Source organism: Flavobacterium tructae, assembly GCF_001853485.1.
GTDB lineage: Bacteria > Bacteroidota > Bacteroidia > Flavobacteriales > Flavobacteriaceae > Flavobacterium > Flavobacterium tructae.
Genome location: NZ_MIKE01000011.1, coordinates 357146 through 370318 on the forward strand (window position 1 = coordinate 357146; position 13173 = coordinate 370318).

Here is a 13173-nt window from a genome sequence, read left to right on the forward strand (position 1 = left end):
TAAAAACTTAACAACATGAAAAACTTATTTTTCGCAAGTTTAATCCTGTTTGCTTTCAGCTCCATAGCAAAAGCACAACAATTAAAATCACCCGAAGGAAAGTTCGTAATGGAGTTTTCGCTTCAAAACGACGGAACTCCGGTTTACAATCTGAAATACAAAAATAAAGACGTTGTAAAAACCAGTAAATTAGGTCTTGAACTTAAAGATGATAAAAAATCTTTACTGAATGACTTTACAGTTGTTGACAGCAAAACAAGCACTTTTGACGAAAACTGGAAGCCGGTTTGGGGAGAAGTAGATCAGATCAGAAACCATTACAATGAACTGGCTGTAACTTTAAACCAAAAAGGAACGGATCGTCAAATTGTAATTCGTTTCCGTTTATTTGATGACGGATTAGGATTCCGATATGAATTCCCAACACAAAAAAATCTTACCTATTTTGTAATCAAAGAAGAGAGAACACAATTTGCAATGGCGGGTGACCACACTGCATTCTGGATTCCGGGAGATTACGACACTCAGGAATACGATTATACCAAATCGAAATTATCTGAAATCAGAGGTTTGTCTCAAAAAGCATATACTGCCAACGTATCTCAGAAATCTTTTTCTCCAACAGGAGTTCAAACTTCTTTGATGCTAAAAACGGCTGATGGAATTTACATCAACTTACACGAAGCAGCTTTGATCAACTATTCTTGTATGCACCTGAATCTAGATGATAAAAACATGATTTTTGAGTCTTGGTTAACTCCGGATGCAAAAGGTGATAAAGGATACATGCAGGCCCCAAGTCATTCGCCTTGGAGAACCATTATGGTAAGTGATGATGCGAGAGAGATCTTGGCTTCAAAAATGACTTTAAACTTAAACGATCCGTCAAAAATTGATGATACTTCGTGGATTAAACCTGTAAAATATATTGGGGTTTGGTGGGAAATGATCACAGGAAAAAGTTCTTGGTCGTACACCAACGACTTTCCAACCGTACAATTGGGTGTTTCTGATTTCTCCAAAGCAAAACCAAACGGAACACACGGAGCGAATAATGCTAATGTAAAAAAATACATTGATTTTGCTGCTGCAAATGGTTTTGACGCTGTTTTGGTTGAAGGATGGAACGAAGGCTGGGAAGACTGGTTTGGACACTCTAAAGATTATGTATTTGATTTCGTAACGCCTTACCCGGATTTTGACGTGAAAGGTTTACATGCCTATGCAAAATCTAAAGGTGTAAAAATTATCATGCACCATGAAACGTCAGGTTCAGTTCGTAACTACGAGCGCCATATCGACAAAGCGTATCAGTTCATGAAAGACAACGGATATGATGCCGTGAAAAGCGGTTATGTTGGAGACATTTTACCTCGTGGTGAAAATCATTACGATCAGTGGATTGTAAACCACTATCAATACGCTATCGAAAAAGCAGCCGATTATAAAATTATGGTGAACGCTCACGAAGCAGTTCGTCCAACCGGAATTTGCAGAACGTATCCGAACTTAATTGGAAACGAAGCGGCAAGAGGAACAGAATACCAGGCTTTTGGAGGTTCTAAACCAAACCACGTAACGGTTTTACCATTCACACGTTTGATTGGAGGTCCAATGGATTACACTCCGGGAATCTTTGAAATGGATATCAGCAAAATGAATCCGGACAACAAATCACACGTAAACAGTACATTGGCAAACCAACTGGCATTATACGTTACGATGTACAGCCCGTTGCAAATGGCGGCTGATACTCCTGAAAACTACAACCGTTTTCCGGATGCTTTTCAATTCATTAAAGATGTTGCTGTAGACTGGTCTGAAAGTAAATACATCGAGGCTGAGCCAGGCGATTTTATCACGGTTGCCCGTAAAGCAAAAGGAACCAACAACTGGTTCGTTGGAAACGTAAACGGAGAAACTGCCCGTACCTCAAACATTGATTTCAGTTTCCTTGAAAAAGGCAAAAAATACACGGCTACCATCTACGCTGATGCAAAAGATGCCCATTACAAAACAAACCCACAAGCTTACACCATCAAAAAAATAGCGGTGACCAATAAATCAAAATTATCTCAGTTGTCTGCTCCCGGCGGCGGTTATGCGATCAGCATTATCGAAACGAAGTAATTTTTAAAGACAAGTGATTTCCCCCAGAATTACTTGTCTTTTTTTTAATCAACATCTTTTTGTTACATCGAGCTAGTTGTCTCATCTCGACTCCGCTCGATGTGACATCGAGCTAGCTGTCACATCGAGCGAATTGTCACATCGAGCGAAGTCGAGATGTGGCCAAAGTTCTCGACTCCGCTCGAACTGACACCGAAAATCACTCGAACTGACATTGAAAATTGTTCGACTAACACTGAGAATAACTACCTATTACCATGAAAAACAAAAAAACATCACTTATCTATAAATTAGTTCTAATAATTTTGCTGTTTTCCGCTTCCGCGAAAGCGCAAATCCAAAAAACCGAGCCCCCATTTTGGTATGCCGGCATGAAAAATCCGGAATTGCAGATTATGTTCTACGGAAAAGACATTTCACAATACGAGGCTTCTGTTTCAAACAATGTGGTGATTAAAAGTGTTGAAAAAACAGAAAATCCAAACTACCTTTTTGTTACCATCGACACTAAAGATGTAAAAGCTTCTGACTTGGTTTTCTCCTTCAAAAACAAAAACAAAGTCGCTTTTACTCAAAAATATACGCTCAAAGAAAGAAGAGCCAACTCGGCAGACCGAAAAAGCTATGACGCATCAGATGTAATGTACCTCATCATGCCGGATCGTTTTGCCAACGGAAATCCGAAGAACGACAGTAATACCGCTTTAACCGAAAAAGGGAACCGTCAGGATCCAAGTGGCCGTCACGGTGGAGACATCGAAGGAATCATTAAAAATCTGGATTATATTTCATCTCTTGGTGCAACCACTATTTGGAATACGCCCCTTTGTGAAGACAACGACAAACAGCACTCGTACCATACTTATGCACAATCAGACGTGTACAAAATAGATCCGCGTTACGGAACGAATGAAGATTATGTTCGTCTGTCTGCAGAAATGCATAAAAAAAACATGAAACTGGTTATGGATTATGTGACCAATCACTGGGGAATTACCCATTGGATGATGAAAGATATTCCGACCAAAACATGGTTCAATCAATTTGAAACTTTTACACAAACGCACCACCGTCGTGAAGTGATTACAGATATTCACGCTTCAAAAATAGATCAGGAAGTTTGTATTGACGGCTGGTTTGTCCCTTCAATGCCGGACTTGAACTTAAGAAATCCTCTTGTTGCCAAATACCTGACTCAAAATGCGATCTGGTGGGTTGAATATGCCAATCTTGACGGATTCAGAGTTGACACTTACAATTACTCTGATCAAACGGCTATGGCCAATTGGGCAAAAGCAGTTACGAACGAATATCCTAATTTCAATATCGTTGGAGAAATATGGATGCACAATCAGGCGAATTTAGCCTATTGGCAAAAAGACAGTAAAATTGGTGCGATCGAAAATTACAATTCCAATCTGCCTAGTGTGATGGATTTTACACTTCAAAGCCAGATTAGTTCAGCTTTCAACGAAAATGAACCAAGTTGGGATAACGGATTGATTAAATTCTACAACAATTTTGCAATGGATTATTTGTATCCCAACACCAATAATATTTTAGTTTTTGCCGAAAATCATGACACTGACCGTATCAATCATAATTTTAAATATGATTTAGCAAAATATAAACTAACAATGACTTTATTGGCTACAATACGTGGAATTCCACAATTGTATTACGGTTCAGAAATTGGAATGGGCGGTGACAAAAGCAAAGGAGATGCCGACATTCGTCAGGATTTCCCTGGCGGATGGGCCGGTGATAAAAACAATGCTTTCACCAAAGAAGGCAGAACAGCTGAGCAGGCTGCTTACTTTGATTTTACCTCTAAACTATTCAACTGGAGAAAATCAAACGAAGCTGTTCATTTCGGAAAGATGACACATTACATTCCGGAAAACAACACTTATGTTTATTTCAGATATACGGATGCTAAAACTGTAATGGTTGTTTTCAATAACAATACAAAAGAGCAAGTTGTAAAAACAAATCGTTTTAAAGAAAACATCAAAAATTTTAAAACAGGTAAAGATGTGATCACCGGAAAAACATTCGATTTAACATCTGAAATTACTTTGGAGCCAAAATCCGCTTTGGTTTTAGAATTGGAATAGAATTTTATTAGTCACGAATTCACAAATTATTTTTTGACAATCTTTGAGAAACAAAATTCGTGAATTCGTGGCTATTTAATTTTTAATAAATTCCTTGTCCACCTTGCCTAAAACTTTGCGCCCTTTGCGGTTAGAAAAAACACTGCATTTACCGCAAAGATTCACAAAGTTTTTTAGCCACAGATTAAAGGATTATCACAGATTTTTTAAAATCATTCTAATCCTTTAATCTGTGGCTATTATTTTTCCTTTGCACCTTTGTACCTTTGCACCTCTGAACCTTCACGAAATGTACAAAATGCTAAAAATAGCTCATAGAGGTGCAAAAGCATACGAACCTGAAAATACGTTACAAGCTTTTCAGAAAGCCTTAGACCTAAATTCAGACGGAATTGAACTCGACGTTCACTTGAGCGCTGACGGGCACTTAATCGTAATTCACGATGAAACGATAGACAGAACAACTAACGGAAAAGGTTTCGTAAATACTTTTTCTATAGCTGCTTTAAAATTGTTTCTTATTGAGGAGAAATATCAAATCCCTACTTTAAACGAGGTTTTTGATTTGGTTGACAAAAAATGTCTGATCAATATCGAATTAAAAGGTTTAGCAACTCCTGCTAAAGTTGTCGCGTTAATTGAACACTATATCTCAGAAAAAAACTGGAATTACAATCATTTTATAGTTTCAGGTTTCGATTGGAATATGCTACAGGAAACATCCGATTTAAATCCAAAAATTCCAATTGGTGTTTTAACAGAAGAAAACATTGATACTGCTCTGGCTTTCGCCAAAACTATAAAAGCAAAAGCAATTCATCCTGATTTTCAATTATTAAACACAAATAATGTAAAAGAGATTCAGAAAAAAGGATTCTTAGTTTTACCCTGGACGGTAAACGAGGAGGATGACATTCAAAAAATAAAAAGTTATGCTGTAGATGGAATAATCTCTGATTGTCCGGACAAAATATAAATTTAAAATTTTAGCCACAGATTAGAAGATTTACATAGATTTTAAAATTCTTTTAATTCTTATAATCTGTAGCAAATAAAAAAATATGACTCAAAATTTCGACATAATTATCGTTGGCGGAGGTGCAGCAGGTTTTTTTACAGCGATTAATATTGCAGAGAAAAATCCTAAACTAAAAATTGCCATTTTAGAACGAGGAAAAGAAGTACTTTCTAAAGTTCGTGTTTCAGGTGGAGGAAGATGTAACGTAACGCATGCCTGCTTTGAACCCAATGAATTGGTTAAATTTTATCCGCGTGGCGAAAAAGAACTTCGCGGTCCTTTTCATCAGTTTTGTTCGGGAGATACCATCGAATGGTTCGAAAAACATGGGGTTGAGTTAAAAATCGAAGAAGATGGCAGAATGTTTCCCGTTTCCAATTCCTCCCAAACCATTATCGATTGTTTCTTAAGAGCAACCGAAAAACTAGGCATAAAGGTACTCACAGGGCAAAGCGTACAATCGATTTTTAAAAAAGAAGATTGTTGGAAAATTGATACTCAAAATGAAAATTTCGCTGCCGAAAAATTAGTAATGGCCACCGGAAGCAATCCTAAAATCTGGGAAATGCTGCAAACACAAGGACATGCAATTGTAAGTCCGGTTCCCTCCTTATTTACTTTCAACATCAAAGATCCCCGAATAAAAGAATTATCTGGTGTTGCAGCACAAGTCACTGTAACCGTAAAAGATACCAAACTCGAGTCGACGGGACCTTTGTTAATCACACATTGGGGAATGAGCGGTCCCGCAGTTCTGAAACTGTCTGCCTGGGGTGCCAGAATCCTGCACGACAAAAACTATCAGTTTACCATTTTTGTCAATTGGCTGAATGATGTTGATAGCGAAGATGCTGAAAAAATCTTAAAAGACTTAAAACAGGAGCATGCCAAAAAAGCCGTCTCTAAAAAATCTCCTTTCGATTTTCCAAATCGTTTGTGGGAAAGTTTAGTTTTAGCTTCGGAAATTCAGGCAGAAACCAAATGGGCTGATTTATCCAAAATTCAATTGCAAAATCTGGCTGTTCAGCTTACCAAAGCAAAATTTCAGGTCAACGGAAAAAGCACTTTTAAAGAAGAATTTGTAACTGCCGGAGGGATTGATTTAAAAGAAATCAACTTTAAAACCATGGAAAGCAAATTGCATGAAAATCTCTATTTTGCTGGCGAAATTGTCAATATTGATGCCATTACTGGCGGATTTAATTTTCAAAATGCCTGGACAAGCGGATTTATTTTGGCGAGCTCAATTTAATTAGGGAACAGTCTCGGTTTTCAGTCACAGTTAATCCGAGACTGAAAACTGCGATTTATCAATTAACAAGACTTTACATCTTCACTAAGATTTCATTAAGACTATTCTAATAATTTTACGTTCAGCTAAATACCATTAGATGAAAGTAAAATTACTTACCACCATTTCTTTTTTCACTTATCAGCTTTCTATTTCACAATCAGAAAAATTACTTCACGGAAAAGTTATCTGCAATTATACCCCACTTAACAAAGTCGAAGTCATAAACAAAACAGCCAAAACAAGCACAACAACTAATAATTTAGGAGAGTTTTCTATTCTCGTTAAAAGTAAGGATAGCTTATTGTTTTTTTCAAAAGATTATTTTTTCACCAGACTAAAAATAACGCAGGAAAACATCGATCAGAACAACATCATAGTTAATATGGTTATAAAACCGGAAGAATTAAATGAGGTCGTGATTACCAATATAAAATTTGATCGGGTAAAAACCTCTCAGCAAAATATAGACGATATAAAATTAGCAAAAGATGCAGGATCTTTAGAAAAATATACCGGTGTTTACAACGGAACTATTACCAATGGTATCAATTTTGTACGCATTGGAAAAGGTTTATCTAATTTGTTCAGTAACAAAGAAGATGAGCCTGCGAAAAATAAAATCTCGAAAACTGATTTCAAAAAACTCGTAGCAGCATCAATTCCAGATGATTTTTTCATCAAAAATTTAAACTTAAAACCAGAAGAGAAAGAGCTGTTTATTGAATTTTGTGATGCTGATCCCAGATCTAAAAGTCTTTTAGAAAACAGCAACATTCTAATTACAATGGATTTTATGTATGCCAAAAATGAAGAATTTAAAACCCTGAAAACGAATATCAAGAACTAGATCAGATTACTTAGTTTTAGTTTTACTACAATCATTTAGTGCAAACAAATCTTTTAACTAAACCTGAAACTATACACTATCAATTCAACCACCAGATACTGGCATTTAAAACTGCGGCAAATGCTACCCAAATCATATACGGAATCAATAAATATCCGGAAATTTTATTGATTTTAACGAATTTCAAATAAGTTTCATAAATCATCAACCATAAAAGTACAATTTCAATTAGGGCTAGCATTGGGTTCTTTAATTCGAAGAACAAGTAAGACCAGATCGCGTTTAACGTCAGCTGAATTATGAAGAATCCTAAAGCCATTTTCACCGTCTCTTTCTGCTCTTTTATTTTATCCCAAACCAGTCCCGCTGCAACCGCCATAAAAATATAAAGCAGTGTCCAAACCGGCATAAAAATCCAATTAGGTGGATTAAAAGGAGGTTTTATAAGAGTAGGATACCATGTTTCAACACTTGGTCTTGTCACTATACTTGCAGAATATCCTACCATTAAACAAATAACTAATGCAATTGCAATTTTGACTGCCTTGTTCATTTTACTATGATTTTTTTCCAAAAATAATCAAAAAGAAGGCGTAAATCCTATAACTCCCCTTTAGTTTGTTATTAGTTGGCACTTGACTTACATTTTCCAACAGAACTTATATGACGCAATATTTTAAAAACTATCTTTGCCAAAATTTTATAGTTCATGTTTACAGCAGCTGATTTTATTCCTAATACCTATACTTCATCCATCGAAAACGGAAATTTTGAATGGAGCGCACCCAGCAACATCGCGTTAGTAAAATACTGGGGAAAAAAAGACAATCAGATTCCGGCAAATCCTTCAGTAAGTTTTACCCTTAAAAATTGTAAAACGATTACTAAACTTGCTTATACGAAAAGAGAAACTTCTCCCGCAAGTAATTTCTCCTTTGATTTACTTTTTGAAGGGAAACCAAAAGAAGACTTCAAACCAAAAATTCAAAAGTTTCTGGAACGAATTGAAATCTATTTACCTTTTCTGAAAAAGTATCATTTTACTATCGATACTCAAAATACTTTTCCACACAGTTCAGGAATTGCTTCGTCGGCTTCCGGAATGGCAGCTTTAGCAATGAACTTTATGAGTTTAGAGAAAGTATTAAATCCTGAAATGACAGAAGACTATTTTTACCAAAAAGCTTCTTTTTTAGCCCGTTTGGGATCCGGAAGTGCCTGCAGAAGTGTAAAAGGAAATCTGGTAGCCTGGGGAAATCAGGCAAATATTAAAGGAAGTTCGGATTTGTATGGCGTTGAATTCCCTTATACCGTTCACGAAAATTTCAACAACTATCAGGATACCATTTTACTGGTTGATAAAGGTGAAAAACAAGTTTCCAGTACTGTTGGACATGATTTAATGCACAATCATCCCTATGCTGAAAGACGTTTTGCTCAGGCACATGAAAATCTGGATCAGTTAATTACCATTTTTGAAAGCGGTAATCTGAACGAATTTATAAAAGTAGTTGAAAGTGAAGCATTGACATTACATGCCATGATGATGACTTCTATGCCCTACTATATTTTAATGAAACCGAACACCTTGCAAATCATTAATGCCATCTGGAAGTTCCGAAATGAGACTCAGATTCCGGTTTGCTTTACACTTGATGCCGGAGCAAATGTTCATGTTCTCTATCCCGAAAACGTTAGCGATAAAGTGCTACAATTTATTCAGGACGAATTAGTTGTATTTTGTCAGAATGGTCAGTACATTTGCGACGAAATTGGAGATGGTGCAATTGCATTGTAATTTTGCGTATCTTTAATTAAAATTTTGATTATGGACATTCAATTAGAAAAACTTGAGTTAATAAAACTATTAGCAGAGACAGAAGATCCATCTATCTTGAAATCAATTCGAAAAATCTTTAAGAAGGAGCAGAAAGACTGGTGGGATGATTTGACAGAAGAACAAAAAGCAAACGTAGCTCAAAGTGAATTAGAGTTTGAACGAGGTGAATTCATTAGTTTTGAAGATGTTATGAAAAAATACAGATAGTGAATCTTAAAGTAAATTTTTCAAAAACTGCTGAACGAAATTTAGATGATATTTTAAAATTCATCGAAGCCAGATGGTCGGAAAAATCGAAAAAGTTGTTTATTATTAAATTTGAAAAAGCAATTTCGATAGTAAGTATGAATCCTGAGATTTCCCCAAAATCATCCGTAAATAAAAAATATCGAAAATGTGTTATAACCAAACAATCGAGTTTATTATATAGTTATAGCGCTAATGAGATTAGGGTTCACACTATTTTCGACACCAGACAAGACCCAAATAAAATAAAAAAAGACATACAATAAACATGAAAGGACCCTTATTTTACTCAAAAATATTACTCTTTGGAGAATACGGAATCATCCGCGACTCTAAAGGACTTTCTATTCCTTATAATTTTTACAACGGTGCTTTGAAAAAAACCGAAGAACCTTCGGCAGAAGCAATGGCATCCAACGCAAGCTTAAAACGTTTTGCAGCTTATCTTGAAACTTTACAAACAGAACAGCCGGATTTGGTTGCTTTTGATTTGACGGCTTTAAAGAATGATGTAGAAACCGGAATGTATTTCGATTCCAGTATTCCACAAGGATACGGAGTGGGAAGCAGTGGTGCACTTGTTGCCGCAATTTATGATAAATATGCTACTCATAAGATCACCGTTTTAGAAAATCTGACTCGCGAAAAACTATTACAATTAAAGAATATTTTCGCTCAAATGGAAAGTTTCTTCCACGGAAAGAGCTCTGGTTTAGATCCTTTAAACAGTTATTTAAGCATTCCTATTTTAATCAATTCGAAAGATAACATTGAAGCAACCGGAATTCCAACTCAGAGTTTTGATGGAAAAGGGGCTGTATTTTTGTTAGATTCAGGAATTGTAGGCGAAACTGCTCCGATGGTTAACATTTTCATGGAAAGCCTGAAAGACAAAGGCTTCCGTACTATGCTTAAAAATCAGTTTGTAAAATATACCGATGCTTGTGTAGAAAACTTTTTACATGGTGACATGAAATCGTTGTTTACTAATACTAAAAAGCTGTCAAAAGTCGTTTTAAACAACTTCAAACCAATGATTCCGGAACAATTTCATGGGATCTGGCAAAACGGAATTGACACGAATGACTACTATCTGAAACTTTGCGGTTCAGGAGGTGGCGGTTATATTCTGGGCTTTACCGAGGATTTGGAACGTGCCAAAGCATCTTTAAAAGGTTATAAATTAGAAGTCGTTTATCAATTCTAAATCCTGTCTTTTAAAACTCGCTTTCTTTAAATAGACCTTAAAAGTTTAAACTTATGAATAGTGTTTTAAAGATTATCAAAGCGATTTTTTCAGGAGGAATTCTATTTTTAGCACCTTTAATTTTATTAGCGGTACTTTTAGAAAAAAGATTTAGTATTGTTCAAAAAATCACTGTTCACTACACGAAAGTAAAGTTTTTAGCATTGGTTATTGAAGAGGTTGCTGTCATTGTCTTTATCTGCTCTGCAACCGGATCACAACTTTTCCTTTTCGACTCCTGATGCTTCAAATTCACTGGGAGTCTATCTTTGTTTTGCAGAAGGAGAACCTAAAAACAAGTCTAGAATTAAAACCTGAAACCAAACTCAAAAAATGTTAAGCAGACAGCACAAACTTTTAGTAATGAAAATTGTTAGTTTGTTCTCCGTGGTGAGAGGCTATAACATCCCGATTATTGTTTTGGCTCAATACTTATCCTCTATTTTTATACTGGCACCGGAAAAAAGAGCACTGGATATTTTGCTGGATTTCAATTTATTTTTAATCGTTTTTGCTTCCGCAATCACTATTGCTTCAGGTTATATTATCAATAATTTCTACGACAGCCAAAAAGATTTAATCAACAGACCTAACAAATCAATGTTAGACAGATTAGTCAGTCAAAAAACAAAATTATCCGTTTATTTTACACTCAACTTCATTGCAGCCTTAATGGCGCTAATTGTTTCCTGGCGTGCTTTTCTATTCTTTTCGGTATACATTTTCCTCATTTGGTTCTACTCTCATAAAATAAAAAAATACCCTATTGTTGGCAATCTTTGTGCGGCATTCCTGGCAGTAGTTCCATTCTTTGCTATTCTGTTATATTTCTACAATAAAATTTCATTTGAAGAAATCGAGAATCACATGAGTCATTTCATGGTTATTTCATCTCATGCGGTTTTCTTGTTTTTATTGTTGCTCATTCGAGAAATGATAAAAGATCTGGAGAATCTTAAAGGTGATTTAGCTAACAATTACAGGACAATCCCAATACTTTACAACGAAACAGTTTCCAAACAAATCATTACAGTTTTAACGATCCTGACAGTGGTTCCGGTTTATATTTTAATCAACATTTACGATGTGGGTTATATGGACATTTACTTTTATGTCTGTTTTGGCATATTGCTGTTTTTCCTGATTTATTTATGGAAATCAAACTCTAAGGAACAATTTTTACTATTACACAATATCTTAAAATTCCTGATTGTTTCGGGAGTATTTTGCATTGTATTAATTAATCCAGCTGTCTTATGGCATGGAAAAAATTTATTACTAAAATCTTAACGGTTTAACAACTCATTTTTGCCCTTTGTTTTGCTTTCACAGTGCAAAATCTCCATAGTGTAACTTTCAAAACGCTTAAAAAAAGACAATTGTAACACTCTTATAACTCTAAAAAACAACAGCTATCAATCTAAGAACAATGAACTTAGGATTATTTAGCAAGAATAAACTATCTTTGCACAAATTACAGAATTTATGAACAATAAGGAAGGCAATAATAAAAGAGGCGGTTCGAGACCAAATAGCTCAAGACCAAACTCTAACAAGCCAAAACCTCCTATGGCAAAACGTGCTCAAGGGCCGAAAAAGGTGAAACCTGCTGTGAAGGCTGCCGAAGAAGAAAAGGCGCAGAAAATTAAAAAACAGAATCAGGCTCCAAAAAGACAAAAAGCTTCAGACGAAATTCGTTTAAACAAATACATCTCAAATTCAGGTGTTTGTTCTCGTCGTGATGCCGATATATACATTCAGTCCGGAAATGTTAAAGTAAATGGAGTTCCGGTAACTGAAATGGGTTATTTAGTAAAATTAAATGATGTTGTAAATTTCGATGGCGTTACTTTGACTCCTGAAAAGAAAGAATACATCTTATTAAACAAACCTAAAAACTTTACCACTGCTCTTGACGAAGGTCAGGAATATCGTAATGTTTTAGAGTTAGTTCGCGGTTCTACAACGGCAAAAATTGCTCCGATTGGAAGAATGGACAAAAACACAACCGGTTTATTGCTGTTTACTAACGACACGGACATGATTCGTAAATTTACTTTACCAAATCAAAAATCATCTAAAATTTATCAGGTTTCTTTAGATAAAAACTTGAAATTTGAAGATTTAGAAAAAATAAGTAAAGGCTTAGTTCTTGACGGACACCGTGTTTTCGTGGAAGAAATCAGTTATATTGAAAAAGAAGCAAAAAGTGAAGTAGGTCTTAAATTACGTTCTTCGAATGTAAAAGTAGTACGTGCTATTTTCGAAAACTTTGACTATGATGTATTACGTATTGACCGTGTATCGTTTGCAGGTTTAACTAAAAAGAATTTACCGAGAGGTAACTGGCGTTTTTTAACTGACCAAGAAGTTATCAACTTGAAAAACGTATAAGAAACTACTCAAATTGATTTAAATATAAATCCTGTTTTACG

13 protein-coding genes are annotated in these 13173 nt (G+C 35.4%); 12 read left to right on the forward strand and 1 reads right to left on the reverse strand.

The window, feature by feature from the left end:
* Positions 1-15: 15 nt before the first annotated feature.
* The 5 genes from BHE19_RS03510 to BHE19_RS03530 all read left to right on the forward strand — a co-directional run bounded on the left by BHE19_RS03510 (position 16) and on the right by BHE19_RS03530 (position 7406).
* Positions 16-2130 carry a glycoside hydrolase family 97 protein gene (locus tag BHE19_RS03510; protein ID WP_070905987.1) on the forward strand — a complete coding sequence of 705 codons (2115 nt, stop codon included), beginning with the start codon at positions 16-18 and terminating at the stop codon, positions 2128-2130.
* Positions 2131-2387: 257 nt separating this feature from the next.
* Positions 2388-4247, forward strand: coding sequence for a glycoside hydrolase family 13 protein (locus tag BHE19_RS03515; protein WP_070905989.1), 1860 nt, complete (start codon positions 2388-2390; stop codon positions 4245-4247).
* Between the two features lie 298 nt (positions 4248-4545).
* Complete coding sequence (locus BHE19_RS03520) at positions 4546-5223, forward strand: glycerophosphodiester phosphodiesterase (protein WP_083342484.1); 678 nt, start codon at positions 4546-4548, stop codon at positions 5221-5223.
* 85 nt (positions 5224-5308) lie between these two features.
* Positions 5309-6517: a BaiN/RdsA family NAD(P)/FAD-dependent oxidoreductase gene (locus BHE19_RS03525; protein WP_070905993.1), complete on the forward strand. Its 1209-nt coding sequence runs from the start codon at positions 5309-5311 to the stop codon at positions 6515-6517.
* A 139-nt stretch (positions 6518-6656) separates the two neighbouring features.
* Complete coding sequence (locus tag BHE19_RS03530; RefSeq protein WP_070905994.1) at positions 6657-7406, forward strand: hypothetical protein; 750 nt, start codon at positions 6657-6659, stop codon at positions 7404-7406.
* A 79-nt stretch (positions 7407-7485) separates the two neighbouring features.
* On the opposite strand, the gene BHE19_RS03535 is transcribed toward BHE19_RS03530, so the two are convergent.
* On the reverse strand, positions 7486-7959 hold the full coding sequence (locus BHE19_RS03535) for a TspO/MBR family protein (RefSeq protein WP_070905995.1): 474 nt from the start codon (positions 7957-7959) through the stop codon (positions 7486-7488).
* Positions 7960-8115: 156 nt separating this feature from the next.
* Between BHE19_RS03535 and BHE19_RS03540 the strand changes: the two genes are divergently transcribed.
* From BHE19_RS03540 to BHE19_RS03570, 7 genes are all read left to right on the forward strand, one after another.
* A complete protein-coding gene (locus tag BHE19_RS03540; RefSeq protein WP_070905996.1) occupies positions 8116-9204 on the forward strand; it encodes a diphosphomevalonate/mevalonate 3,5-bisphosphate decarboxylase family protein in 1089 nt (362 codons plus the stop codon).
* Between the two features lie 30 nt (positions 9205-9234).
* Positions 9235-9453, forward strand: coding sequence for a hypothetical protein (locus BHE19_RS03545; RefSeq protein ID WP_070905998.1), 219 nt, complete (start codon positions 9235-9237; stop codon positions 9451-9453).
* Positions 9453-9758: a type II toxin-antitoxin system RelE/ParE family toxin gene (locus BHE19_RS23060; protein WP_070906000.1), complete on the forward strand. Its 306-nt coding sequence runs from the start codon at positions 9453-9455 to the stop codon at positions 9756-9758. The genes BHE19_RS03545 and BHE19_RS23060 overlap by 1 nt, the downstream gene beginning before the upstream one ends.
* Positions 9759-9760: 2 nt before the next feature.
* Positions 9761-10699 carry a mevalonate kinase family protein gene (locus tag BHE19_RS03555; protein ID WP_070906003.1) on the forward strand — a complete coding sequence of 313 codons (939 nt, stop codon included), beginning with the start codon at positions 9761-9763 and terminating at the stop codon, positions 10697-10699.
* Positions 10700-10752: 53 nt separating this feature from the next.
* The gene (locus BHE19_RS03560; protein WP_070906005.1) at positions 10753-10980 is read left to right on the forward strand and encodes a hypothetical protein; all 228 of its coding nucleotides are present in this window, start codon (positions 10753-10755) and stop codon (positions 10978-10980) included.
* Between the two features lie 91 nt (positions 10981-11071).
* Positions 11072-12028, forward strand: coding sequence for a geranylgeranylglycerol-phosphate geranylgeranyltransferase (locus BHE19_RS03565; RefSeq protein ID WP_070906006.1), 957 nt, complete (start codon positions 11072-11074; stop codon positions 12026-12028).
* Between the two features lie 195 nt (positions 12029-12223).
* Complete coding sequence (locus BHE19_RS03570) at positions 12224-13132, forward strand: pseudouridine synthase (RefSeq protein WP_017494756.1); 909 nt, start codon at positions 12224-12226, stop codon at positions 13130-13132.
* The last annotated feature ends 41 nt before the right edge of the window (positions 13133-13173 follow it).

What these genes read in the sequence shown, in the direction of transcription:
- BHE19_RS03510 (WP_070905987.1), top strand. Translation starts at nt 16, where the DNA reads ATGAAAAACTTATTTTTCGCAAGTTTAATCCTGTTTGCTTTCAGCTCC.
- BHE19_RS03515 (WP_070905989.1), top strand. Translation starts at nt 2,388, where the DNA reads ATGAAAAACAAAAAAACATCACTTATCTATAAATTAGTTCTAATAATT.
- BHE19_RS03520 (WP_083342484.1), top strand. Translation starts at nt 4,546, where the DNA reads ATGCTAAAAATAGCTCATAGAGGTGCAAAAGCATACGAACCTGAAAAT.
- BHE19_RS03525 (WP_070905993.1), top strand. Translation starts at nt 5,309, where the DNA reads ATGACTCAAAATTTCGACATAATTATCGTTGGCGGAGGTGCAGCAGGT.
- BHE19_RS03530 (WP_070905994.1), top strand. Translation starts at nt 6,657, where the DNA reads ATGAAAGTAAAATTACTTACCACCATTTCTTTTTTCACTTATCAGCTT.
- BHE19_RS03535 (WP_070905995.1), bottom strand. Translation starts at nt 7,959, where the DNA reads ATGAACAAGGCAGTCAAAATTGCAATTGCATTAGTTATTTGTTTAATG.
- BHE19_RS03540 (WP_070905996.1), top strand. Translation starts at nt 8,116, where the DNA reads ATGTTTACAGCAGCTGATTTTATTCCTAATACCTATACTTCATCCATC.
- BHE19_RS03545 (WP_070905998.1), top strand. Translation starts at nt 9,235, where the DNA reads ATGGACATTCAATTAGAAAAACTTGAGTTAATAAAACTATTAGCAGAG.
- BHE19_RS03555 (WP_070906003.1), top strand. Translation starts at nt 9,761, where the DNA reads ATGAAAGGACCCTTATTTTACTCAAAAATATTACTCTTTGGAGAATAC.
- BHE19_RS03560 (WP_070906005.1), top strand. Translation starts at nt 10,753, where the DNA reads ATGAATAGTGTTTTAAAGATTATCAAAGCGATTTTTTCAGGAGGAATT.
- BHE19_RS03565 (WP_070906006.1), top strand. Translation starts at nt 11,072, where the DNA reads ATGTTAAGCAGACAGCACAAACTTTTAGTAATGAAAATTGTTAGTTTG.
- BHE19_RS03570 (WP_017494756.1), top strand. Translation starts at nt 12,224, where the DNA reads ATGAACAATAAGGAAGGCAATAATAAAAGAGGCGGTTCGAGACCAAAT.